This is a genomic window from Streptomyces radicis (genome assembly GCF_003626575.1).
Lineage (GTDB): Bacteria > Actinomycetota > Actinomycetes > Streptomycetales > Streptomycetaceae > Streptomyces > Streptomyces radicis.
Window position 1 is genome coordinate 148,834 of record NZ_RBDY01000004.1, and the last position, 24,370, is coordinate 173,203.

Below are 24,370 nucleotides of genomic sequence, written 5' to 3' on the forward strand. Positions count from 1 at the left end.
AACGGGCCGGAAAGCGGTCCGGGGAACGGGCGTCCGACGACCGCGGGCGCGGCGTCAGGGTGGTGTGACGCCGCCCACCAGGATCTCGCCGTCCTCCTCGCGCACCGGGTACACCGTGATCGGCTCGGTCGCGGGCGGGGACAGCGGCTCGCCGGTGGCGAAGTCGAAGACGCTGCCGTGGCAGGAGCAGAGCAGACCGTCCTCGGTGACCTTGCCCGCGGAGAGGAGGCAGGCCAGATGGGTGCAGTGGTTGGCGCTGGCGAACACCTCGCCGCCGAAGCGGGCCACGGCGATCTCGACCTCGCCCACGAAGAAGCGGCGCACGACGCCCTCGGGCACCTGGCCCGAGCGGGCGACCTTGACATACTCCATGGTCAGCTCCCTCCCGCCGGCACCGCGGCCGACGCGTCCACGAGCTGGGCCAGCTCCACGTCCTCGTCCGCCAGCAGCGCCGGATCCGGGGTCGCGCGCCGGGCGATGAGCTCCCTCGCGGCATGGATGTCGCCGCCGCGCTCGGCCGCGAAGGCCGCCGTGAGCACGCCGTCGGCCAGGCAGAAGGCGATGAAGTCGGCCTCGTCGAGCGAGCCGCGCACCACCATGCGGTCCCACGTCCTGGCCTGCCCGCAGTGCTGGAGGTTGAGGCCGAACTGGTCGGACCAGAACCAGTGCGGGTCGTCGTGGACGGTGGGCCTGCCCAGGATGTTCTTGGCCGCGGCCATGCCCTGCTTGTTGGCGTTGTCGAAGTGCTCGACGCGGATCCAGCGTCCGTACAGCGGGTGGCGGTGGTTGGCGACGTCCCCGGCCGCCCAGACGCCGGGCAGGCTGGTGCGGCAGTACTCGTCGACGAGCACGCCGTTGGAGACGGAGATCCCCGAGTTGCGCGCCACGTCCACGTTCGGCAGCGCGCCGACCGCGACCACCACGGCGTCGCCCTCGGCCCGCAGCCCGCTCTCCGTGGTCACTACCACGCCGTCCGAGGTGGCGCGTACCGAGCTGACGGTCTCGCCCGTGTGCAGCTCCACGCCGTTGTCGCGCTGGAGCCGCCCGCAGAACCGGCCGAGATCGGCGCCGAGCACCCGCGCGAGCGGCTCGGCCGCCTGCTCGATGACCACGGGGCGCACCCCGGCCGCGAGCGCGGACGAGGCCACCTCCGAGCCCACGAAGCCCGCGCCCACGATGACGAGGCGGCCGCCGGGGCGCAGCAGGGCCCGCAGCCGCAGGGCGTCGTCGAGGCCGCGCAGATGGATGATCCGCTCGTGGTCCTTCTCGAGGCCGGGCAGCCGACGGGCGCGGGCCCCGGTGGCCAGCAGGAAGCGGTCGCCGGGGACCAGCGTCCCGTCGGCCAACTCGACCGCGCCCGCGGCGGTGTCGACCCGCCGGGCGGCGGTGCCGAGCCGCAGCTCGACGGCGTTGTCGGCGCACCACGTCTCGGACAGCACCTCGGTGTCGGCGCCCGACAGGCCGCCGTTCAGGAGCTCCTTGCTCAACGGGGGCCGCTGGTAAGGGGCGTGGGGCTCGTCGCCGACGAGGGTGATCCGCCCTTCGAAGCCGCGGCGGCGCAGGGTGCGGGCGGCGACCGCGGCGGTCTGGCTCGCGCCGACCACGACGACGCTCTGCGGGGTGTCTGACATGACCTACTCCTGTACGGTCCTGGCGGTGAGCGGGGCGGGCGGCGCGGCGGGCGCGCCCGGGCGGATCCAGACGCCGCCGTCCACGACGCGCACGGGAAAGCCGGGCTGGTGGTCGTCGCGGTCGTCGGCCCTGCCGGTGCGCAGGTCGAACGCCCACTGGTGGCCTGGGCAGATGAGGCGGCCGCGCAGCAGCGTGCCGCGGGAGAGCGGGCGGCCCTTGTGCACGCACGCGTCACGGAAGGCGAACACCTCGCCGTCGTCGTGGAAGAGGGCGACGCGCTCGTCGCCGAGCACCACGAGCTTCTTCCCTCGCCTGCTCAACTCGGTGAGCTCGGCGACCTTGACCCAGTCGGACATGTGCTCCCTCCGGCGGTCGGATACGGGGGACGGCGGTGGCGGGATCGCGCTCCCGCCGCCGCCGTCCCTGGCTCTGCGGGGTCGGGCCTACGCGGCCACCGCGGCCGACTCCAGGTCGGGCCGCACATAGTGCTCGTAGAGCGCCTGCGTGTACGAGTAGCGCATCTCGGCGCCCCAGCGGACGAATCGCAGGCAGCGCTGCTGGAGCCGCGGGGTGTCGGCGTGGTCGAGCACGATCTGGTAGCCGCGCTCGCCGTGCACGACGTCGGAGGTGATGTGCAGGTCGAAGAACTCGATCTCGTCCTCGGTGAATCCGTAGGACTCGCGCAGCGGGACGATCTGCTTCCGGTAGATGCTGGGCACCTGCGACTCGAGGCCGACGACCAGGGCGGCCGTGGCGACCACGAAGTGCTCGCGCATGGCGACGGCGTAGCACCAGGACTGGAGGCCTCGGGTGACCGCGTTCATGCTGGACGGGTCCTCGACCCGCTCCCTCGTGGTGCCGCACGCCTCGGCGAAGCGGATGAGGAGGTCGGTGTGCCTGATGTCGGCGAGCTCCTCCTCGTACATGTTCTGGAGGGTGAAGTCCTTGGCCCCGGTGAATTCGTCCGGGGTGTTTCCGTAGATGTAGCCGAGATAGTCGGCGAACGGGCCGACGTAGTGGTAGTGGTTCTCCGCCCAGCGGGCGAAGTGCTCGCGCTTCAGACGCCCTTCCGCCCATGCTCTGCTGAACGAGGCGTTCTTCGCCTCGCGGCCTTTGATGGCATCTTCGAGTGCGGCGCGGAAATCATCCCTCGCCAGGAGCTCAGTCATGCGCCGTTGTCCTTTCCGCGGTTCGGGTGACCCCAACGTAGGCGGGAATCCCGAAGGGGAGGATGGTATTTGTGCACAGGGCGGACGGAATTCTCTGTGCAGAGTGCCGTTTCGGTGCGCGGCGGCCTCAGAACAGCACCGTGGCCAGGCTGGTCGCCGCCGCGAGGCCCACCACGACGGGCAGGAAGCAGTGCCTGACGAGGTCCTGCACGGGCACCCTGGCGACCCCGGCCACGGCGAGCAGCGAGGACCACGCGACGAGCACGCCGCCCCCGGTCCACACCGAGCCCATCTGGCCGACCGCGGCGAGCGTGGCGGGGTCGACGTGCGCCTCGGGCCCGAGCGCCCCTGAAAGCGACCCGGTCAGCGGCAGCCCGGCGAACCCCGAGCCCTCGAGCCCGGTGATCATGCCGGTGAGGAGGATGGCGAAGGCGAGCACGAAGCCGTTGTCGGGGATGTGCTGGTCGGCGGCGGACACGAGGTCGAACAGCAGCGCCGGGGGCTCGCCCGACTCCACGCCGGTGATCCTGGTGATGAAGTCGGCGTTGCCGAGGAAGAAGAAGCCCGCGATCGGCACCACGACGCCCATCGCCTTGAACGCGAAGACGAGCCCGTCGACCACGTGCGTCGCCGCCGTGGTGAGCCCGTGGCCGCCGTCGACGCTGAACACGGCGGCGATCAGCAGCAGCATGGCGACGCCCCCGACCAGGCCCGCCGCGTCGCCGCCCTGCACCTCGCCGACGACATCGGTGAACTTGCCGAGCAGCATGTAGCCGACGATCGCCGCGAAGGTCAGCGGCACCAGCAGGGCGAAGGCCCTGGACCGCCGCACCGGCTCGTCCCCGCCAGGGCCGGACTCCCCGCCAGGGACAGGGCCGCCCGCGCCCGAGCCCTCACCGGGCTCCGCGCCGGGAGCGCGGACCGCCCGGGTCGCCGCGGCCCCCTCGGCGGTCGCGTCCGCCGTGCCGGCCGCTTCCCCCCGCACGCTCGCGACGGCGGCCAACGACTCGCTCTCCCAACGGAGTTCGTGCTCCTCGCTGAGCGTCCCGAAGGCGCGCCGACCGCGCCAGTAGACCAGGGCGAGCGCGACAAGACCCGTGATCAGCGACAGCACCATCGCCCGGTCGGCGACCACCTCGGTGCTCACCCCGGCCGCGGTCGCGGAGAGGCCGGGAGCCACCTGGATCACATAGTCGCTCGACAGCGCCATCCCCTGGCCCGCGATGGCGATCACGGCGGCGGCGCTCATGGCGGGGAGCCCGGCGCGTATCGCGGCGGGCAGCAGGATCGCGCCGATCAGCGGAACGGCGGGGGTGGGCCAGAAGAACAGGCTGATGAAATAGGTGACCCCCGCGATCGTGACAAAGGCCGCGCGGCCGTTGCGCATGAGCGCCCTGAACGGCTTGACCATGCGGCGCTCCGCCCCCATGGCGCGCAGCGCGCCGAGCAGTGCGGTGATCAGCGCGATGATGAGAAAGATGCTGAAAAGCTCCGACGCGGCAGTCAGGCTCGCGGAGAAGATCGAGGTGATCCCCTGGATCAGGCTGCCGCTGTAGAACCAGGCCGTGAGGAAAGTGGCGATGACGGCGGGAACGACGATGTTCCGGCGGGCGATCATCACCGCGATGATGACGACGACCCCCGCGAAGTAACTCCAGTGCGCAGCAGTGAGTTCCACGTCCGCACTCCCTACCCGGCTCCCGGCGAGCCCAGGGGCCGAAGTCCAATGGTTGAAGCGGCATGCTGGCGAGCCTGACTGCCAGGCCACAGAGTGAGGATGCACATTGTCGGGGACATTATTTGTGCAGAATGCGTCCCACGAGCCCCCGCCGTTTCCATCACGTTTCCCCTCGGAATCCCGGGAGTTGCCCGCGCCCAGGAATGTGCGGAGTGCCCAAGCTTTTCCCGTCCGCCAGGTCGGAACGCACATGGATCGCGCGGAAGGCCGCGGCGGATACTCGTCGCATGTCCGAGTCGCACACGCACGCACCGACCGGGCCGCCGCGCGGCCCGGTGTCCGACGCGACGGGCGCCGACGCGCCGCGCCCGCAGGGGGCGTACCGCGCCGCGGTGGTCGATGGCGGTCTCGCGATGAGCGCGGGGATGACGCCGCGGATCGGCGGTCGGCTCACGGTCACGGGGGTCGTGGGCCGCGACGTGGACGCGGCGGCGGCCCACGAGGCGGCGGGCGTCGCGGCCCGCAACGCGTGCGCCGCGATCGTGGCGGAGCTCGGCGACGCGGCGCGGCTGCGGCGCTTTCTCCGGATGACCGTCCATGTCGCCTGCACCGAGGAGTTCCACGCGCTCTCGGCGGTCGCGGACGGCGCGTCGGCGGCGCTGCTCGCCGCCGCGCCGGGGGCCGGGCTGCCCGTCAGGTCCGCGATCGGGGTGCGCTCACTGCCGTCGGGAGCCCCGGTCGAGGTCGAGCTGACCGCGGCCGTCACACCGTGACCGCGGGCCGCCCAGGGCGCCCGAGCCGCTGGGGTCTGCTGCCGCTGCTCACCGCGACCGTGACCACCACGATGGCCAACACCGTGGTCAACGTGCCGATGACGGCGCTCCTCGGCGACCTGGACGCGCCGCTCGGCCGGGGCGTCCTGGTCGCCACCGCGTTCCCCGTGACGCTGGCCGCGCTCATGCCGCTGTCCGGCTGGCTCGGCGACCGCCTCGGGCACCGGCGGGTGCTGTGCGCCGCGATGCTGTGCATGGTGGTGGGCGCGGCGGGCGCCGCCCTCGCGCCCAGCCTGCCGGTGCTCGTCGCGTTCCGGATGCTCCAGGGGCTGTCCGCCGCGCCGGTGCTTCCCGCGGTGATGGTCCTGGTGGTCCAGGTGCTCGGCGAGGAGCGGCGCAGCAGGGCGCTGTCGCTGTGGGCGGCGGCGAACGGCGCGGGGCAGGCGCTCGGCCCGACGACGGGCGGGCTGCTGGCCGAACTGTTCGGCTGGCGCGCGGTGTTCTGGCAGATCGTGCCGCTTTCGCTGCTCGTGGTGCTCGGGGGGTGGCTGCTGCTGCCCCGCGACGCGCCGTCCGCGCGGCGCCCCCGGCTCGAGTGGCGTGGGGCGCTCACCCTCACCGGGGGCGCGGCGCTGCTGCTCTCGGCCACCTCGGCCGTACCCGCGCTGGGGTTCCGCTCGCCCGCGGTGTGGGGCATGACGGGGCTCGGGCTGGCGTTCATCGGCGTCTTCGTCCTCGTGGAGAGGGGCCGTTCCGAGGCGTTCCTGCGCCCGCGCCACCTCGTGGAGGCGCGCTATCTGCGCTCCTCGTTCGCCGTCGCCGCGCAGATGTTCGCCCTCGGCGCCACCCTGCTCGCCGCCCCGGTCCACCTGGTCGGGACGCACGGGATGTCGCAGGCGCACACCGGGCTCGCCGTGCTGGCGCTGCCGCTCGCCATGGCGGGGCTCGCCCCCGTGGCGGGCCGGTGCACCGAACGGCTCGGCGGCAGGCTGGTGATGAGGTGCGGCCTGCTGACCCTCGTCGCGGGGCTGGGCCTGCTCGCCGCCGTGGCCGGGCTGCGCGGCGGGGCCCCGACGGTCGTGGCGGCGCTCGTGCTCGTCGGAGCCGGGGTCGCCTTCGTGCAGACCCCGGCGGCGACCGGCGCCTCCCGCTCCCCCGCGGGCGGAACGGGCGCGGGACTCGGCCTGTTCAACCTGGTCAGGTTTGGCGCGACGGCGCTCGGCGCGGCGTGTGTGGCCCTGCTCGGCACCCGCCCTGGCCAGCTCGTGTGGGTCTTCGCGGTGTGCGCGGCCCTGGCCGTGGCAGGCTTCGCCGCGTCGTTCCTCGGCGCCGATCCGAAGGACCCCGAGGACCCGAAGGACCCGAACGGTCCCGACGAGCCCGAAGCGCGGGGGCCGCGCCTCGCTACGCGGGCGGGGAGAGCTCGGCCCTGAGCGCCCGCAGGGAGTCGTCGAGCGTCTGGATGCGGTGCGCCAGCCACACCGTGAACTGCGTCTCCGACGACCGCACATCCATCTGGAGGGCCCGCGAGGCGCGTTCCAGCTTGTAGAGCATCGTGTTGCGGTGCAGCCGCAGCCTGCGCGCCGCCGCGTTCAGGTTCCCCGACTCCGCGATGTACGCGAGCACGACCTCCTCGAGGTTGCCCGTCTGGCCGTCCGCGCGGCGCAGCGGCTCGAGCACCTCACGCGCGAACGCCCGCCCCTGCGGGCTGGCCGCGGCCTCCTCCACCGCGGCGAACACCCGCAGCTCGTCGTAGCCGCACACCTCGGGCACCCGCACCCTGCGGGACAGCTCGAGCGCCGTCCGCGCCTCGCGGAAGCTCGCCGCCACCCCGGCCGCGCCCTGCGCCACCCGCCCGTGCGCCACCTGCGCCGCGCCGCCCGTGCGGTCCGCGACGAGCCGGTGCAGCTGTCGGCCGAAGCGGCGCAGCGCGTCCCGTTCGGCCCTCGCGTCGGACGGCGCGTCCGCCTCGGCGGCGAACTCGGCCACCACGACGATCAGTTGTCCCATCAGCGCGGCCATCGTGAAGCCCTTGCCGCGGGCGGCGGCCACCGAGCGCTGGAGCGCCTGCGCCCGCGCCGCGTCGGCGGAGGGGACGGGGACGACGAACACCGCGTGCCGTGACTCCATGTCGAACCTGTGGTGCCGGGAGCGGGCCTGCAACGCGTGGGGGTCGGTGAAGCGCCCGTGCACCAGGGTGTCGACGAAGTCGTCGCGGGAACGTTCCTCCGCCTCGGTGACGGAGCGCTGCCGCAGGATCTCGGACGCCACGAGCGGCGCGCCCTGCTCGACGATCACCCGGTGCTGGGCGAGGTCGTGGGCGTCGGGCGGCAGCGCGGGCTCGACGACGGCGACCGTGCCGTAGGGCTCGCCCGCGACGCTCACCGGGGCGCGGACGACATGCAGCCGCTCGCCCCACGGGGCGTCGACCGCCAGGTCGCGGGCGGCGACGTGGTGACGCCCCGAACCACGCGGCTCGGGCTCCGCGGTCGCGCCCTCGGCCGCCCGCCGGTGCACCGCGTGCGCGAGCCCACGCCACTCCTCGTCCGAGGCCGCGCGGTCCCGCTCCGCCCTGGCGAGCAACTCGCCGTGCTGGTCGGTGATCAGCACGGCGCCGCCGGACAGCGTCGCCATGGAACGCGCCAGGGCGGGCAGCCCCGAGCCCGACGCGAAGACCTCGCCCAGCGTGCGGTGTACCCGGACGCTGTACTCCAGGACGTGCGCGCTGTCCGCGATGGCCTTGACCGCTACCAGCCGCCCGATCGCGTGGTAGTCGGCCTCGGGGGCCAGCCGCACGAGCGGCAGCCCCGCGCTGTCCGCCGCCCGCATCAGGGGCGCCAGGTCGGGCTCGGTGGCCGCCCGCGCCCGCGCGAGCACGGCGGCGGCCCCCCGTTGGGCGAACCCGGCGAGCAGCAGCCGCGGATCGGGCGCGGCGACGAGCTGGGCCGCGGCGGCGTACACGGCGATGCCCGCCAGGTCATCGCCCGCGGCGCCCGAGGGCCGGTGGCCGGACCCTGGGCCCCGCGGCAGCTCGGCCAGCGGCAGGCACCAGCTGACCGTGCGGCGCAGCCCCGCCTTCCCGCCGAGCAAACGGCCGCGGAGCACCGGCTCGGCCAGCAGGGACTCGACTGTCATCGGGGACATGTGCGGAACGCCGTGTGCCATGTGCCTACATCCTCCTGCGGCGATGGTGCGGATTGTACGAAGCCGCCGGGGCCGGGAGCGCCGATGCTGGACCCCGGTGAAGAAGCGAAGCACCGTCCGGCAGATGGGAACGTGGAGGTCATCTTGTCGAGAAATCCCCTTGTGCACCAGAGCCCGGCCGGGACGGCGCCGTGAGCACCCTGCGGTCGACCGACCCCGCGGCCCCTTCCGAGACCGTCGCCGAGGTGCGCGCGGCGCGCCCCGATGACGCCGTGGCGGCCGTGCGCGCCGCGCACCTGGCCTTCGACGACTGGGCCTCGGCCCCCGCGGGGCAGCGCGCCGCCGCGCTGTCGGGCGCGGCCGACGAGCTGGCCGCCGAGGCCGCGGACCTGGCCCTGCTGATCAGCCGCGAAGAGGGCAAGCCCGTGGGCGCGGCGCGCACCGAAGTGGCCAAGACTGTCGAGCAGTTCAGGCTCGCCGCCCAACTCGCCTTCCTGGTCGAGGGGACCACGTACCCGGACGAGTCGGCCGGTCTCGCCGCGTGGACGCTGCGCGTGCCGCTCGGCGTCGTCGTGGCCATCACCCCGTGGAACTTCCCGCTCTCGCTCGCCGCCCGCAAGATCGCCCCGGCCCTCGCGGCGGGCAACACCGTCGTCTTCAAGCCGTCGCCCGTCACCCCGGGGGCGGGCGAGCGGCTGGCCGCGGCGTGCCACCGGGGCGGCGTTCCCGAGGAGGCGCTGCGCGTGGTGCAGGGCGACGACCCCGGGGCGATGGCGGCCCTCGTGGGGGCGCCCGAGGTGCGGGCCGTCACCTTCACCGGCTCGGACCGGGTCGGCGCGGTGCTGCGGCGGACCGTGTCGCCCGGCGCCAGGCTCCAGTTCGAGCTCGGCGGCCACAACGCGGCGCTGGTGTGCGCCGACGCCGATCTGCCGCGCGCCGCCGCGCGGGTCGCGGCCGGGGCGTTCGGGCTCACCGGGCAGGTGTGCACCGCCACGGACCGGGTGCTGGTGGCACGGCCCGTGGCCGCCGCGTTCACCGAGCTGCTCGCCGAGGAGGCGGCGCGGCTCACGGCGGGCCGGGGCGACGACCCCGCCGCCGACCTCGGCCCCGCCGCGACGGCCGCGCAGCGGGAGCGGATCGACGGGCTGCTCGACTCGGCCCTGTCGGCGGGCGCGGCCGTCGCGGGGCAGGGCGCCCTGGCGGCCGACGCGGACCCGGCGGGGCACTGGGTGCTGCCCACCGTCCTCACCGGCGTACCGGCGGACCACCCCGTCAACACCGCGGAGATCTTCGGTCCGCTGCTCTCGGTGGTGCCCGTCGAGGGGCCGGACGAGGCCACGGCCGTCATCAACGCCGACGCGCACCGCCTGGTCACCGCCGTGCACACCAGGGACCTCGGCACCGCGGGCCGCTTCCTGAAGGCCGTGCGCTGCGGCGTGGTCAAGGTCAACGAGCGCACGACGGGCAACGGCGTCGCGCCACCGTTCGGCGGCTGGGGCAGCTCGAGCTCGGGCGCCTTCCCCGAAGGGGGCCGCACCGCGCTCGAGTTCGTCACCGACACCAAGACCGTCTACTGCAACTACCTGGGCTGACAGCGGCCCGGGCCGTGCCGACCGGAGGGCCGATGCACACCATCCACCGACTGACTCTCGAGGACGCGTTGATCATGCTGGAGGCCGCCGAGGCGGAGGCCGCGCGGATCGGCGTCAGGCAGACCATCTGCGTCGCCGACGACGGCGCGCACCCCATCGCGCTGCACCGGATGACCGGCGCCCGGCTGACCGGCGTCGAGATCGCCATCGCCAAGGCGTTCACCGCCGCGGGCCACCAGCGCGCCACCCACCTGTTCAACGAGGAGCCGGGCGGCCCCGCGCTGCCGGGCAACGAGGCGTTCGGCATCCAGCACATGCACCCGGGCCGGTTCGCGGCGTTCGTCGGCGGCTTCCCCGTGGTGTTCGACGGCCAGGTGATCGGCGCCGTCGGCGTCAGCGGCGGCAACGGCGACCAGGACAAGGCCGTGGGGGCGGCGGCACTCGCCGCGTTCGAGCGGAAGGTCGCCCCACGGGCCTCATGACGAACGGCGCCAGGCGGCGCGGCGCCCGGCGCGTCGACGCGGTGCTCGTGCTCCTCACGTTCACCGCGGGGATCACCGACGCGATCTCCTTCTTCGGCCTGGGCGGGGTGTTCACCGCCAACATGACCGGCAATCTGGTCCTGGTCGGGATGTCGGCCGCGGCAGGCGGGTCGTGGGCCGAGCTGCTCACGGGCGATGTGCTGCGCTGCACCGCCTCGTTCGCGGGCTTCGCGGTCGGCATGCTGGCCGGATTCCGGCTGCTGCCCGCCGCCTCGCCCGCGCGCCCCGGGTCGCCGTGGCCCCGCGGGTTCGCCGCGGCGCTGGCCGTGGTGCTCGCGCTGCACGTGGCGTTCCTGGCCGGGTGGGCCGCGACCGGCGCCCGCCCCGGCGGCGCCGAGGGCGCGGCGTTGATCCTGGTGTCGGCCGCGGCGATGGGCACGCAGACGGCCGCGGCCCGGGGCCTTGACCGGGCCGGGATCACCTCGACATTCGTGACCGGCACGCTCACGTCGCTGATCGCGGGCCTGGCCACGGGGGACCGGCGGCACGCGGGGCTGCGCTGCGGCATCCTCGGCGCCCTGCTCGTGGGCGGGCTCGCGGGCGGGCTGCTGCTCGCCCGGTGGAACGTCGCGGCCGCGGCGGTCGCCCCGGCCACGACGGCCCTGGTGGTCACGCTCGCGGCGATGCGGGGGCCACGGCGGCGCACGGCGTCCGCCCGGGGCTGACCCGAACCGTCGCCGCGGTCGTTCCGGCGCCGCGGGCCGACCGTTTACGGGAGGTTCGGGGTCAGGAGGGCCGTTTCGCCGGGGGCGATGTCCGGGTGCAGGACCTCGTGGCCGGCGCCCGGGGTGAACAGCGCGATCTCGCCCGGGGCCAGCGCCGCCGTGGCCCTGGCCGCCCGGTCGCCGAGGATGCGGCCCACCGCGTCGGCGAACTGCGCGTCCAGCGCGAGCACCGCGTGGGCCGAGCCCCAGAACGCCGACGACCGCGGCGCGCCGCGCGTCACGTGCAGCACCGTTCGCCAGGGCCCTTCCGCGGTGGCGGCGGGCGGGGGGCGGCGCTGGTCGCAGACGAGCGCCTGCGGGCCAGCGCCCACCGTGGGCGGCGCGGGCACGTGCCGCAGCCAGCCCGCGGCGGAGTCGCCGATCACCAGCCGGTCCCCCGCCGCGCCCGCGAGCCCGGTCCACTGCTCGGGCACCCGCGTCGCCGCCGTGACCCGCGCGCCCACGGCCAGCAGCCGCAGCGCGAACAGCCGCCCGAAGAGCGACTCCCCGAACACGCCGATCCGCACGCCCGCGGGTCCGGGCGCGGCCAGGCGGACGGGCCGCCCGTCCCTGCCCGTGCCCAGGTGGACGCCCGCGTCCGCGGGGACAAGCCGGAACGGCGCGGGCGACGCGTCGCCCCACCGCACGGCGGGCAGCGCCGCTCGATCAGGCAGCCTCATGCGTCCTCCCTGGGAGCGAAGCCCGCCGCCGCGACCAGCGAGCGGGACGGATACGCCAGCGGCAGCGTCGCCAGCAGCCCGGCGCGCTGGTCGGCCGCGGGCGGGCCCACGACGTTCGCGCGCAGCAGCCGGTCGCGTTCGGTCGCGGCGTGCTGCGCGAGCGTGCTGACCACCCGGACCGCGGTCCTGACGGTGAGCCCCGCCTCGGGGCCACCACCGGCCGACGTCGGCGTCGGCGTCGCGGCCGTCAGGGTCGCGGCCGTCACCACGCGGTCCGCGGCACAGCCCGAGAGCCCGTCGAGCAGCCGCCACCAGTCGTTCTGGCCCGCCACCGACGCGGTGACCGTGCAGTGCGCCGCCGCGTCACCGGCCCAACTGCCGGACAGCGGGCGCCCGTTGCCCGACGCGTCGCCGAGCTGCCGCAGCAGCTCGCGCACCGCGTCGGCGCCGAGCGCGCTCGTCGGCGCCCCGGCCGCGGCCAGCCGCGCGCGCAGCCTGGCCGTCGCCGCGAGCACCGCCGCCCGCGCCCCCGCCTCGCCGCCGCCGCGCCGCTCGGCCGCCTCGGGCGCGTCGAACGGCTCGTAACGCGCCACCAGCCAGGCGCGCACGGCGACCGGGCGCCCGCCGAACGGGAGCTGCCGGTAGGTGGCGGTCGGCTGGTAGCGGTAGTGGAGGTCCCAGGGCGGCAGCCCGAACTGCTCGACCACCACCTGCGCCGCCGCGGGCCGTGCCGGGTCATCGGCGAGCCAGCGCGCGACCTCCGCGGCGGGCAGCGCGGGCAGCGTGCCGCCGGGGAACTCCACGACCGCCGCGTGGCCGCGCCCGTCGGAGATGACGCCCATGGGGCCGCCGTTGCGGTCGGCGACCTCCGTCACGTCGAGCGCGGGCAGCAGGGCGTGGACGAGGCCGAGCCCGTCGTCGCGCGGCCCGGCGGCCACCGGTGCGACGGCGAGCGCGTCGCGCGAGAGCCGGGCGACGAGGCGCTGTTCCGCCCAGCGCCCGCGCAGCCGCAGCAGCGCCCCGGCCACCGTGGCCGCCCCTGCGCCCGCGAGGGCGTAGCCCCAGGGGCCGCCGAACGCGACACCGGCGGCGAGCGAGCCGAGCCCCGCCTCGACGGCGACCACCCGGCCCCGCCCGAACCGCCCGAACGCCCCCGTCCCGGCCCGGACTCGGGCCGTCGCTGTCATGGCGCTCATCCCGTCTCCTCCTCGTTCTCGGCCCCCTCGTCCTCGGGCTCGTCCTGCTCGGGCGCCGCCTCGCCGCGCTGCTCCTGGGCGGCCGCCCGCGGGTCGAGGGCCGGGCCCGCCGGGAGGAGCGCGACAAAGCTGCGCGGCACCGAAGGGGCGTCACCCGGCCGGTACCGCAGGCGTTCCACCGCCTCGTCCGAGGCGAACGGGTAGGCCGTTCCGCCGTCCGTGACCAGGGTGTAGGTGCCTCCCGCGCCCGCCGACGAGACCGCGCGCACCACCGCGCCACGGCCCGCGGGCACATAGACGCGGTCGAGCAGGCCGAGCCTGGCCCCGTCCCCCGCCGCCACGGCGGTGACCCCTTCGGGCTCGGGCATCGTCGGGGGCAGGTGCACGGTGGCCCGCCACGGCGCGTCGCCCGGCTCCGCGCCCGGTGGCGTCGAGACGCAGACGGGCTGGTTCCGTTCGGGTTCGTCGGCGGCGGGCAGCGTCTCGGGCCACGCCGGGTCGCCGGGGGCGGTGTCGTCGGAACGGGCCGCGCGCGCCACGTCGGGGCCGCTCAGCTCGTGGTCGGTGACGTCGCCGGTGAGCAGCAGCGTGTACACCAGCTCGGAGACGGCGACCAGGCCGTCGGGGCGGACGACGTAGAACTGCGGGCTCGCGCCGCCCAGTTCGATGTGCGCGAGGTCGCCGACCGCCGCGGGGAACGGCAGGTCCACGGTGGGCAGCCCGCCCGCGCCGCCGCCCGCCTCGGGGACGGCGATCTCCGGGCCCTCGGGGAGCGCCGCGATGATGCCGCGTGGCAGCGCCACGGGCGTCACCCGCTGGAGGCCGAGCACGTCCCTGATCTCGGGCGTCAGCGCGTAACGGCGGCCCTCGGTCAGCAGCCACAGCGCGCCGTCCTCCTCCTGGGCCAGCACCGTCGAGCCGCCGTCCGCGCCCTCGCCCCCGGGGGCGACGCCGGGCACGGAGACATAGAGCGCCGTGTCCGCGGGGGCGCCGCCGGTCTCCGAAGGCGTCGCGCACAGCGTCCAGTCGTCATCGACCAGGTCGTCGCGCCCCGGCAGCGCGTCGGGGGCCCCCGGGATGCCGACGGGCAGGCCGCGCGGCGCCTCGTCCAGGGCCGACTGCCGCACCTCGGTCACCTCACCGCCGCCGACCAGCAGCGCGGAGGCGAGGTTGAGCGCGGGGTGCACCACGCCTTCGGCGACCACGTAGCGGTCGCCGCTGCCGCTCGCGACCACCGCGCCGCTGCCCGGCAGGTCGGGGCCGCGTCCCGCGCCGAGCCACCCGGCGATGCCGAAGCCCGCCATGATCAGCACCCCCACGGCGGTGCCGCCGCCGACCGCGCAGTTGAGGCGGCGGCGCGGGTCGTCGCGGGCCTCGTCGGCGCCGCGGATGAGGCTGGTGGTGCGGCGGCGGTTCTCGTAGGCGTACGCCTCCGCCTGTTCGCGTGTCGTGGCCATCGTCTCGCCTATCCGGTCCGGTTCCTGGGTGAGTTGGGGTGCCTCGGGGAGGTGGGGCGGCCCGCCGTCGGTGTCCCGCTGCCGTCGAGCCAGCCGAGGCGCGCGGCCGCGGGGGTGCGCGCGGGCGGCTTCCGGTCGGACGCGGCGCCACCCGCGGCGCCCGCGCCCCCCGCCGCGCCCGCGCCCGCACCCGCGCCCGCGCCCTCGTCGTCGGGGCCGAGCCGCCAGCCGCGCCTGGCCGCGCGCCGCACGGCGGGCGCGGCGAGCAGCCCCAGGACGACGGCGAGCAGCAGCCCGGCGCTCCACGCCACGGCGGTGGCCGCGGTCGGGCCGAGCAGCGGCTCGTCGGTGGGGAGCGCCTGGACGGGGATGCCGCCCGGCTGGGCCGCGCCGTCGTCCCCGTCGCCGCCTCCCCCGCCGCCTTCGAGGTGGGTCAGCGCGGCGAACGGGTCGAGGATCCCCGCGCCCGTCCTGGCGCCCTCGTCCCCGGCCGCCGGGGTCGCCGAGCCGGTGAGGCGGGCGGCCACCTCGGGCCCCGAGAGGCCGGGGAAGCGGGAGCGCACCAGCGCCGCCGTTCCCGAGACCTGGGCGGTGGCGAAGCTCGTGCCCGACTCCTGGCGGTACCCGGAGCCGCCCGACGAGACCACGATCAGGTCCTCGCCATAGGCGGCCAGGTCCACCCAGTCGGCCGCGTTGGAACGGTCCATCGCCCGCCCGTCGTCGCCGACCGCGCCCACGGCGAGCACGCCGTCGTAGGCGGCCGGGTACATGGGCACGTCCTCGGTGCCCTCGTTGCCCGCCGCCGCGACCACGACCACGTCGTCGGCCAGGGCGCGTTCGACCGCCTCGCGCAGCGGCTCCGCGTCGGTGGGATAGGCGAAGGACAGGTTGAGCACGGAGGCGCCCGAGTCCACCGCGTCGTTCACGGCGGCGGCGAGGGCGTTGGGGCTGGCCTCGCCGACGCCGTCGGCGATGCGCACGGGGTAGATCCGGGCGCCGGGCGCGACGCCCGCCATCCGGTCGCCCTCGGAGCGGCGGGCCGCGACCAGGCCCGCGACGGCGGTGCCATGGCCCTCGCAGTCCTGCTCGGGCAGGGGGGTGGTGCGCGCGAACTCGTCGGCGTCCCGCGTCATCGCGAACTCGCTGCCGCGGGCCACGGCGCCCGTGAGGTCGGGGTGGGTGGCGTCCACGCCCGAGTCGATCACCGCGACGGTCACACCGGCCCCGGTGGCCAGGTCCCACGCCTGGCGCAGGCCGAGCCGGTCGATGAGCCGGTGCGGGCCGCCGTCCGGCAGCTCAGCGCCGGTGACCTCGGTGCGGCACTCGGCCGCCGCCGCCCCTGGCGCGGCGGCGAGCGGCGTGGCGAGGGTCGCCGCGACGGCGAGCGCGGCGACGGCGGCGGCCGGTCGGCGGGGCAACGGCCTCACGCCCTCAGGTCGAGGAGCGTCGTGTAGACCTCCCACACGGCGAGCACCAGCGGCACGACCGCGACCAGCAGCAGCGTCTCCAGCGTGTCCAGGGCCCGCGACAGGCGCGGGCCCGACCTCGACCGGCCCGCGAACAGCGCGACGCAGCCCGCGACGAGGGCGACCGTCAACGCCAGCGGCAGCGCGACGCCGAGCAGCGGCAGGGTGTCGCCCACGGACGCGGTCAGCAGGAACGCCGCCCCGCCGCCCGCCGTGACCAGCGCCGTGGCCAGCGGGACCACGGCCTGGCGCGCCTCCCTGAACAGCCGCGCCCGCAGCAGGATCAGCACGACGCAGACGCCGCCGAGGACCGAGGCCCACATCGCGCCCGCGGCGAACAGCACCAGCGTGGCGCCGCCCGCGACGACGTGGCTGCCCACCAGCATGCCGCGCAGCAGCCGCCCGGCGCGGTTCACGCGGGCGCGCAGCCGCTCGTACTGGAGCTGGCTCGGCAGCCGCTCCAAGTCCTCGGCGGCCGAGGCGACTTCGGGCGCGGGGAGGCGGGCGAGGCGCAGCGCGACGGCGGGCCATGCCGTGGTCAGGGCCAGGGCGAGCGGCCCGGCGACCGCGGCGGCCCGCGCGGGCTCCGCGTCCCACACCGCGCAGACGGCGGCGCCGCCCGCGGCCAGCGCCCCGGCCACCACGAGCGCGGTGAACGTGCCGTCCCCGCCGCCGACCAGCACGGGGCCCAGCGCGCCGATCACCGCGAGCACCGCGCAGGCGAGCAGCAGATGGCCCGCGGTGAAGCCGTCGACCGTGCCCGCCTCGGTGCCGAGCAGCCGGACCGCGCCGATCATCGCGGGCGGGGCGGCCAGCACGGCGGCGGCCGTTCCGGCGCGGCTGTCGCCGAACGCGCGGGCCATCAGCACGCCGACGGCCAGGGCGAGCAGCGCCGTCGCCAGGCCGAGCCAGCCGGGCAGCCGCCCGGGGGCGGCGGCCAGCGCGGCGCACGCCGCCAGCGCGGCCACGGCGGCGAGCGCCCCCGCGACCTTGCGCGTCCCGGCGCCGGACCAGGTGCCGCGCACGCCGTGGGCGCCGATCACCTCGACGACGTCGTCGTAGAGCGGGGGCGTGGCGTCGTCGTGGCCATGGGCCAGGAAGAGCAGGTCGCCCTCGCGCACGCCCTGCGCCACCAGCGGCTGGTCGGGCGCGAGGCGCGTGCCGTCCGCGCGCCGCAGCACCCAGCCGCCGTGGCGCACGCCCCCGTCGGGGCCGGGGTCCTCGCCCGCGTGCAGCAGCAGCGTCGGCATGAGGCGGGCCAGCGGCACCCCGGCGGGCACCGCGAGGTCGGCGCGCCCCGCCGCCCCCGCGAGGCCGACGCGGACGAACTCGGCGGGCGCCGCGGGCGCGCTTGGCGCGGCGGGTGCGGCGGGTGCGGCGGGCGTCGCCGCCCTGGCCCGCGCGGGCCTTCGCGCCGTCGCGTTCGGGGTGAGGCTGCCGTTCATGAGGGATCCTGACTGCGGTCGGACGTGGCGAGGGGGGAGTCGGCGCGGACGAGCTGGGCGGGAACGGTGCCGAGCCGCCGGTGCAGCAGCAGGCCCCTGCCCTTGGCGCGCTTGGCGGACTTCACGCCCCAGATGGGCATCTCGTCCTTGGGGACGCTCAGCAGCACGGCCGGGAAGTTGAGCTCCTTGAGGCGGCCGAGCACGGGGTCGTTCACGGCGCGCGCCGCGCCGCCCGCCTGGCGGGTGATGAAGAGGTGCAGACCGATCGCGCGGGCCTGCGGCAGGAAGTCGACCAGGGCGCGCAGGGGGTTGCCCGCCGACGTGGCGACCAGGTCGTAGTCGTCGATCAGCAGATAGATCTCGGGCCCGCTCCACCACGAGCGGTCGCGCAGCTGCTCCGGCGTCACGTCGGCGCCTGGCAGCCGCTTCTTCAGGCCCTGCGCCACGCCGCCGATGACCTCGGCCGACCGCTCGTGGGTCGTGGAGTACCCCAGCAGGCTCGGCCCGTCGAACTCGCGCAGCAGCGTCATCCGGTGGTCGAGCAGGATGAGCTTGGCCCTCTCGGGCGGGAACGCGTGGACCACCTGCCGGGCGACCGCGCGCAGCAGCGACGTCTTGCCCGACTCGCTGTCGCCGATCACGATCATCCCGGCGTCCTGGCCTGGCGTGAACACCACGGGCTCGAGGCGGTTGCCCTCGAGGCCCACGGTGATGCCGCGCGCCAGGTCGCGCTCGGCGACCTCGGTGACGGGGAAGCTGGGCGGCAGCAGCCGGACGCGGGGGGCGGGGCGGCCCTGCCAGGCCGCGTTCACCCGGGCGACCAGGTCGGCCACGCCGTCGGCGAGCCCGGCGTCGGAGTGCCGCCCGTCCACGCGGGGCACGGCGGTCAGGAAGTGCAGCCGGTCCGCCGTGATGCCGCGCCCCGGGCGCCCGGCAGGAACGGTCCGCTGCGTCTTCCTGTCGACCTCGGAGTCCAGCGCGTCGCCCAGCTTCAGCTCGACCTTGGTGCCGACCAGGTCGCGCATGGCCATGCGCATGTCGAGCCAGCGGTTCCCGGTGATCACCAGGTGGATGCCATAGGTCAGCATGCGCCCGGCGACCGCCATCAGCGTGGCCTCGATCTCGGGGTAGCTCTGCCGCAGCACGCCCCAGCCGTCCACCACGAGGAACACATCGCCGAAGTCGTCGGCGGCCAGCCCTTCGGCGCGGGCGCGGCGGTAGTCCGCCATGGACTCCACGCCGAGCTCCCTGAAGCGGCTCTCCCGGCTCTCCAGGACCTCGAGCACCTCGGCCACCGTGCGGTTGACCGTCTCCGCGTCGAGCCGCCCCGCGACCCCGCCGACGTGCGCGAGCTTCCCGAGCCCGAACAGGGCGCCGCTGAAGTCCAGGCAGTAGAACTGCACTTCGTCGGGCGTGTGGCGCAGCGCGAGCGACGCGATCAACGAGCGGACGGCCGTGGACTTGCCGCTGTGCGGGCCGCCGACGATCGCGACATGGCCGCCCGCGCCCGACAGGTCGAGCGTGAACGGGTCGCGCCGCTGGTGGAACGGGCGGTCCACCGTGCCGATGACCGCCGTCAGCGGGGGCCGCGTCGGCGCCGTGGACAGGCCGCGCCCAGGCCGCACCGCGAGGTCGCCGTGGACCGCGTCGAGCGACTCGGGGGCGCCGAGCGGCGGCAGCCACACCTGGTGGGCCGAAGGGCCCTGGCCGCCCAGCTGTTCGACGATCACGCCGAGCACCGTGCTGCCCAGGTCCTCGCCCTCGCCGAACTCGTCGGGCTCCCGCTGGGGTTCGGCATCGCGTTCGGCATCGCGTTCGGACTGGGGCGCGCGCTGCTCCGCTGGCACCGGCACATAGGAGGCGGGAAAGGGGCGCACCGCGAGCGACCCGCCGAGCGCCGCCCCCGCCTCGCCCTCGCCGGTGCGGTAGGGGCCCGAGACATACGCCGCGCGGAACCGCTTGAGCGTCGCCGTGTCCGTCCGCAGATAGCCGTGGCCCGGCGCGTTGGGCAGGTGGTGCGCGTCGGGGACGCCGATCGCCGTGCGGCTCTCGCCCTCGGAGAACGTCCGCAGCCCGATCCGGTACGACAGGTGCGCCTCGAGGCCGCGCAGCCTGCCCTCGTCGAGGCGCTGCGAGGCCAGCAGCAGATGCAGCCCCAACGACCGCCCGAGGCGGCCGATCTGCACGAACAGGTCGGCGAAGTCCGGCTTCTGCGCGAGCAGTTCGGAGAACTCGTCCACCACGATGAACAGGCTGGGCAGCGGCGGCAGGTCGGCGCCGCGCTGCCTGGCCCGCTCGTGGTCGCGGACCGACACCAGGTTGCCCGCGTCGCGCAGCACCTCCTGGCGGCGGTTCATCTCGCCCGAGAGCGCCTCCCTCATGCGGTCGACCAGGGTGAGGTCGTCCTCCAGGTTGGTGATCACCGCGGCCACGTGCGGGAGTTCGGCCATCCCGGCGAACGTGGCGCCGCCCTTGAAGTCGACCAGCACGAAGTTGAGCTGCTCGGGGGAGTGGGTGGCCGCCATCCCGAGCACCAGCGTCCGCAGCAGCTCCGACTTGCCCGAGCCGGTCGCGCCGACCAGCAGGCCGTGCGGGCCCATGCCGTTCTGCGCCGACTCCTTGATGTCGAGCTTCAGCAGCCCGCCGTCCGCCGAGACCCCGATCGGCACCTGGAGCCGGTCCCGCATGGGCCGTTGCCGCCACAGCGTGTCCAGGTCGAGGGCGCCGGGGTCGGGGATGCCGAGCAGCGCGGGCAGGGTGTTGACGGCGGTCGTCAGGTCCTCGGCGTCGGCCGCCGGGCCCGCCGTGTCGACGCGGTAGCGGGCGAGCTGCCGGGCCAGCGCGTCCGCCTCGGCGGGGGACAGGCCGTCGGCGGCGCCGAGCCGGTCGCGCGTCTCGCCCGCGACCACGTGCAGCGCCCCGTCCTCGTCCACGTCGAGCCTGACGCCGTGCGCCTCGGTCAGCGCGTCCGCCGTGCCGTCCACGTCGAGCACCGTGACGGCCTGCATCCCGCCGGGGTCGAGCAGCGCCTCGCCGCCCGTCCGCCGCCCGCCGTCCAGGACCACCAGCAGGTGCGGCAGGTCGGGGTCGGGCTCGGCGTCGCGGTGGAAACGGGCGCGGCGCGTCAACTCCGCGCCCAGCCAGTCCTCCAGGGTCGCCAGGTCGGGGTGCGCCATCCGCACCGGGCCCGCGTGGTCCAGCTCCTCGGGGTGGTGCGCGTGCGGCAGCCACTTGGCCCAGCCCCACGCCTCGCCCTCGATGTCCCCCGCGCACACCACGAGCCGCAGGTCGCGCGGCGAGTGGAACGCGACGGCGTGCGCCACGACGGCGCGCACCAGGGCGCGCGCCACCGCCGGGTCATGGCGGCACGTGAACGCGACGGACGCGAACCGCCGCAGCGCCACCTGCACCGGCAGCTCGGGCACCACCGCGTGGGTGTCGAGGAAGCGCCGCAGCGCCACCGAGCTGAGCGGGTCGAGGTCCTCGACGGGCGCCGACTCGCCGGGCACCAGCGGGGTGGCGAGCCAGCGGGGGCCCGTTCCGACCCTGACCACGCCGAAGTCGCCGTCGGAGCCGCGCCGTTCCCACAGCCTGCGGCTGGCCGCCACGCCCCACAGCACGCCGGGGTGCGGCGCGTCCCACTCCAGCGCTTCCCGCTGCGCGGCGGCGGTCCGCCGCACGTCGGCGCGGGTGCGTTCGAGGTAACGCAGGTACTCCCGCCGTTCGTTGCGCGCCTGGCTCTTGGCCGAGCCGCGCTGCCGCAGCACCGAGCCGACCACCATGGCCAGGCACGACACGAGGAACAGGGTGCCGACGACATAGCCGATGGGCCCCCGGTCCATGGTCAGCATGTACAGCACGGACCCCAGGCCGCTGAGCGCGGGCAGCGCGGTCATCCACAGATTGCCGTCCTCGGGCTGCGGAAGCCGCGGCGGCGCCTTGACCACGAGATCGCTCGACGGCACGACGGGCCGCGCCGCCCGCGCGGGCCGCCGAACGGTGGTGGTGGGTCCGGGCGAGGCCGCGGTCGCCGTCGTCAGTTCCGCCATTCCTGTCCCTCCGCGCTCGCCACGGCCGATGTGCGCTGGTCGGTGAAGTGGTCCCCGTAGGTGACGCGGTTGACCAGCTCCGCGTCGACCTCTCCCGGGCCGCTCGGCGTGTAGGTCTGCACCGCGTCGACGAAGTCCCTGGTGTAGTCGAAGGCGTCGGATCGCCCGTGGAGGTCGTAGGCGGTGGTGAAGTCGTTGATGCCCACGGTGCCCACGACGTCCTCGCGGGGGCGGAGCCGCCCTTCGGCGTCGAAGAGGGACGGCGTCGTGTCCCTGGTCACCTCGCCCGCGGCGGCGAGCTGCTCGACCACGGTGTAGCTGACGTTCTCGCGCCCGCCCACCATGAACTCGTTGACCCACACCTCGTGCGACTCGGGGACGAGGCTCTCGTCGGGCGCGCCGTCGGCGAACCGCTCGTTCACCACGGACATGACGCTCTCCTCCCCCTTGCTCGCCGCGTCGTTGAGGGTCGCGCGCAGGAACTCCCGCGCCTCCTCGTTGCTCAGCCCCGCGGTGGCGCCGTCGATGATCCGGCCCGCGGGATGGCCGAGGGCGAGCGTGGAGATGCTGCCGGTGATGGCCTCACGCCGCGCCTGGGCCGCCGCCTGGGCCTCGTACTCGTTCTGCGCGAAGTTGATGGCGCTCGCCGTCTCCGCGTAGCCGAGGTTCCCGTAGAGCAGCCCGAGGCGCTGCTCCTCGCTCGCGATGGCGAAGTCGTCGCCGTCCTCGAGCGCCGCCGCGAGCGCGCCGGACGAGAAGTCCTGTGCGGCCAGGTGGAGTTCGAGGAAGTCCGGGTCCTGCACGAACGCGGTGACGTCGCCCGTCTCGTAGCCGGTGCCGACGAAGTCGAGGAAGCCCATGCCCGAGCCGTTGGTCTCCCTGCCGTCGAGGACGAAGCCCGCGGTGTACAGGCCGTCCTCGCCCCGCCGTGCCTCGCCCGCGGGCACGCCCTCCTGGTCTATGCCGACGGCGAACGCGTCGATGTAGTCGGCGGCCACGCCCACCAGCGCGTCGCTCATCTCGGAGCCCTTGGGCACGAGCGAACGCCAGGTGGAGGGGTCCTCGCCGACCGTGGTGAGCGCGTTCTCCGCGATCCTGGCCGCCCGCTCGGCGTGCTCCGCCGTCTCCTGGCCGCGCTCGGTCGCGGTGTCGAGCACGGAGACGGCGCCCGACGCGTGGCCGCCCCAGTCGGTGCCCATGAGCTGGGTCAGGTTCTCGTCGTCGAGCAGGAGCCGCTGGCTGGCGTCCAGGTCGCGGGAGACCACGTCGAGGGCGCCGCTCGCGCCGGTGTCGAGCGAGCGGAGGTCGCGGAGCTGGTCGCCGTCGATGTAGAGCGTCTCGCCGTCCCTGGTGGTCACGGCCGCGACGTCCTCGCCGCCCGAGTGGCTCGGGGTGCCGTACAGCTCGGCGAAGACGTTGAACTGCTCCTGGACGCGCAGGGCCGACTCGCCCACGTCCACGGCGAAGTCCGTCCCCTGCGGCACGGTGCTCGCCCCCAGCAGGTTGCTCAGCCCCTGGAACTCGTGGACGCCCGAGACCACGTAGTCGCCGGTGTCCTCGTCGTAGCCGACCGGGCCGTCGAATCCGGGCGCGTTCCCGGTGCCCACCTCCAGGCCGTAGACCAGCTCCCTGATCGACTCGGGCATGGGCCGCTGGCCCGTCATGGAGGGGTGCGCGTCGGGGTCGAGGCCGCCGATGTCGGGGTTGAGCAGCATGCTGATGCCGTTGCCGACGCGTTGCTGCGCGTCGGCGCCGAGGCCGAGGCGTTCCATCGCGGCGACATGGGCGCTGCCCGCGTCGGGCGCCGATCCCGGGTCGCCCTCCCAGTGGCCGAGCGCGACCAGCGTGTCGGCGTCGAGCGCGTCGTAGAACGTCCCGAGGTAGTCGCGCTCCGCGGGCGTGAGGCTCCGCAGCGGGTCGCCGGGGCGGCTCGGGTCGCCGTACACGCCGTTGGCGACGATCCCGAGGCCCTGGGTGTAGAGGTCCATCCGCTCGGGGTCGGGGTTGTCGCGGGCCATCTCCTCCTGGAGCCCCTCGGCGGCCCACTCCGCCATCCCCTCGCTGTGCCACAGGCCGTGGGGTCCTTCGCCGAGGTCGTAGCCGAGGTCGTCGAGCTCGCCCGCCTTGCGCGTCATCGCCGCGCGGTAGTCGTCGATCTCGGTCTCGATGTCGCCGTGGACCTCCTCGGCGTCCTCGGCGGCCAGGGTGAGGAAGTGGGTCCTGATGGCGTCCACGGCGGCCTGTGGGAACGACCAGCCCCCGGCCGTCGAGCCGTCCGCGGTGTACTCCGTGCCCGCCACCGTGACGCTGGGCGGCGCCAGGGGTCCCCCGTCGAGGACCCGCCCCCACAGGTCGCCCGCGTTGTCCCTGAACTCGCCCTGTTTCTCCTCCAGTTTGGCCCTGGCGCTGGTCAGGTGCCCGTCGAAGTCGTCGTTGGCCCGCTCGTAGAGGTCGACGACGTCCTCCTCGGTCGCCAGGGCGAGCCGGGTCCCCGAGTTGATGACCTCGGCCACCGCCTCGATGTCCTCGCCGCCGCCCTGGAGGTCCCTGGTGGTGATCGCGACGTTCTCCTCGGCGTTGTGGTGCGAGACGCCGTCCGTCGTCGCGCTGTCGGCCGCGGCCTCGGAGGCGGCGGACGCCAGGTCGGCGGCGCCGCCCGCCTCGCCCGCCGCGGACGCGAAGCCGCGGGACGCCTCGGCCATGGCGACCGGGTCGATCTCGTCGGCGAAATCGGTGGCCTCCTGCCAGGGATCGACGCCCGCCTGGGCGGCGACGTCCTCCTTGGTGAAGTCGACACCGGACATGAGTGGCCTTTCTGGTGGAACGTGAAGCGTGGAACCCTG

General features: G+C 75.6%; 18 protein-coding genes. 5 read left to right on the plus strand and 13 right to left on the minus strand.

Features of this window, described 5'->3' with window-relative positions:
* Positions 1 to 54: 54 nt before the first annotated feature.
* From D7318_RS08295 to D7318_RS08315, 5 genes are all read right to left on the minus strand, one after another.
* Entirely contained in the window at positions 55 to 372 is a 318-nt protein-coding gene (locus tag D7318_RS08295; RefSeq protein ID WP_120696230.1) for a Rieske (2Fe-2S) protein, read from the minus strand.
* Positions 373 to 374: 2 nt separating this feature from the next.
* Positions 375 to 1,631, minus strand: a complete 1,257-nt coding sequence (locus D7318_RS08300) for an NAD(P)/FAD-dependent oxidoreductase (RefSeq protein WP_120696231.1) — start codon at positions 1,629 to 1,631, stop codon at positions 375 to 377.
* Between the two features lie 3 nt (positions 1,632 to 1,634).
* Positions 1,635 to 1,988 carry a Rieske (2Fe-2S) protein gene (locus tag D7318_RS08305; RefSeq protein ID WP_120696232.1) on the minus strand — a complete coding sequence of 118 codons (354 nt, stop codon included), beginning with the start codon at positions 1,986 to 1,988 and terminating at the stop codon, positions 1,635 to 1,637.
* An 87-nt stretch (positions 1,989 to 2,075) separates the two neighbouring features.
* Positions 2,076 to 2,801: a TenA family transcriptional regulator gene (locus D7318_RS08310; protein ID WP_120696233.1), complete on the minus strand. Its 726-nt coding sequence runs from the start codon at positions 2,799 to 2,801 to the stop codon at positions 2,076 to 2,078.
* A gap of 127 nt (positions 2,802 to 2,928) precedes the next feature.
* Positions 2,929 to 4,479 carry a hypothetical protein gene (locus D7318_RS08315; protein ID WP_120696234.1) on the minus strand — a complete coding sequence of 517 codons (1,551 nt, stop codon included), beginning with the start codon at positions 4,477 to 4,479 and terminating at the stop codon, positions 2,929 to 2,931.
* Positions 4,480 to 4,766: 287 nt separating this feature from the next.
* Between D7318_RS08315 and D7318_RS08320 the strand changes: the two genes are divergently transcribed.
* Together D7318_RS08320 and D7318_RS08325 are read left to right on the plus strand one after the other, a co-directional pair.
* Complete coding sequence (locus tag D7318_RS08320) at positions 4,767 to 5,252, plus strand: RidA family protein (protein ID WP_120696235.1); 486 nt, start codon at positions 4,767 to 4,769, stop codon at positions 5,250 to 5,252.
* Positions 5,249 to 6,685, plus strand: a complete 1,437-nt coding sequence (locus D7318_RS08325; RefSeq protein WP_230423520.1) for an MFS transporter — start codon at positions 5,249 to 5,251, stop codon at positions 6,683 to 6,685. Before D7318_RS08320 ends, D7318_RS08325 begins: the two co-directional genes overlap by 4 nt.
* Here the strand turns inward: D7318_RS08325 and D7318_RS08330 are convergent.
* On the minus strand, positions 6,657 to 8,387 hold the full coding sequence (locus tag D7318_RS08330) for a PucR family transcriptional regulator (protein WP_230423521.1): 1,731 nt from the start codon (positions 8,385 to 8,387) through the stop codon (positions 6,657 to 6,659). The genes D7318_RS08325 and D7318_RS08330 overlap by 29 nt on opposite strands.
* A gap of 200 nt (positions 8,388 to 8,587) precedes the next feature.
* Here D7318_RS08330 and D7318_RS08335 point away from each other — a divergent pair, with 200 nt between their 5' ends.
* The 3 genes from D7318_RS08335 to D7318_RS08345 are packed head-to-tail and all read left to right on the plus strand — an operon-like array spanning position 8,588 to position 11,195.
* Positions 8,588 to 9,988 carry an aldehyde dehydrogenase family protein gene (locus tag D7318_RS08335; RefSeq protein WP_120696237.1) on the plus strand — a complete coding sequence of 467 codons (1,401 nt, stop codon included), beginning with the start codon at positions 8,588 to 8,590 and terminating at the stop codon, positions 9,986 to 9,988.
* A gap of 32 nt (positions 9,989 to 10,020) precedes the next feature.
* A complete protein-coding gene (locus tag D7318_RS08340; RefSeq protein ID WP_120696238.1) occupies positions 10,021 to 10,470 on the plus strand; it encodes a GlcG/HbpS family heme-binding protein in 450 nt (149 codons plus the stop codon).
* Positions 10,467 to 11,195: a YoaK family protein gene (locus D7318_RS08345; protein ID WP_120696239.1), complete on the plus strand. Its 729-nt coding sequence runs from the start codon at positions 10,467 to 10,469 to the stop codon at positions 11,193 to 11,195. Before D7318_RS08340 ends, D7318_RS08345 begins: the two co-directional genes overlap by 4 nt.
* A 44-nt stretch (positions 11,196 to 11,239) precedes the next feature.
* On the opposite strand, the gene D7318_RS08350 is transcribed toward D7318_RS08345, so the two are convergent.
* From D7318_RS08350 to D7318_RS32730, 7 genes are read right to left on the minus strand one after another with little or no spacing between them, the layout of a single operon-like run.
* Positions 11,240 to 11,914: a hypothetical protein gene (locus D7318_RS08350; protein WP_230423522.1), complete on the minus strand. Its 675-nt coding sequence runs from the start codon at positions 11,912 to 11,914 to the stop codon at positions 11,240 to 11,242.
* Positions 11,911 to 13,110, minus strand: coding sequence for a type VII secretion protein EccE (locus tag D7318_RS08355; protein WP_230423523.1), 1,200 nt, complete (start codon positions 13,108 to 13,110; stop codon positions 11,911 to 11,913). Before D7318_RS08355 ends, D7318_RS08350 begins: the two co-directional genes overlap by 4 nt.
* Positions 13,107 to 14,567 (minus strand): type VII secretion protein EccB, encoded by a 1,461-nt coding sequence (eccB, locus tag D7318_RS08360; protein WP_120696241.1) that lies wholly within the window; start codon positions 14,565 to 14,567, stop codon positions 13,107 to 13,109. The genes D7318_RS08355 and eccB overlap by 4 nt, the downstream gene beginning before the upstream one ends.
* Before the next feature lie 8 nt (positions 14,568 to 14,575).
* Positions 14,576 to 15,994, minus strand: coding sequence for a S8 family serine peptidase (locus D7318_RS08365; RefSeq protein WP_183091322.1), 1,419 nt, complete (start codon positions 15,992 to 15,994; stop codon positions 14,576 to 14,578).
* Positions 15,991 to 17,478: a type VII secretion integral membrane protein EccD gene (gene eccD / locus D7318_RS08370; RefSeq protein ID WP_120696243.1), complete on the minus strand. Its 1,488-nt coding sequence runs from the start codon at positions 17,476 to 17,478 to the stop codon at positions 15,991 to 15,993. Before eccD ends, D7318_RS08365 begins: the two co-directional genes overlap by 4 nt.
* Complete coding sequence (gene eccCa, locus D7318_RS08375) at positions 17,475 to 21,527, minus strand: type VII secretion protein EccCa (RefSeq protein WP_120696244.1); 4,053 nt, start codon at positions 21,525 to 21,527, stop codon at positions 17,475 to 17,477. The genes eccD and eccCa overlap by 4 nt, the downstream gene beginning before the upstream one ends.
* Complete coding sequence (locus D7318_RS32730) at positions 21,515 to 24,331, minus strand: hypothetical protein (protein WP_183091323.1); 2,817 nt, start codon at positions 24,329 to 24,331, stop codon at positions 21,515 to 21,517. The genes eccCa and D7318_RS32730 overlap by 13 nt, the downstream gene beginning before the upstream one ends.
* Positions 24,332 to 24,370: the final 39 nt, after the last annotated feature.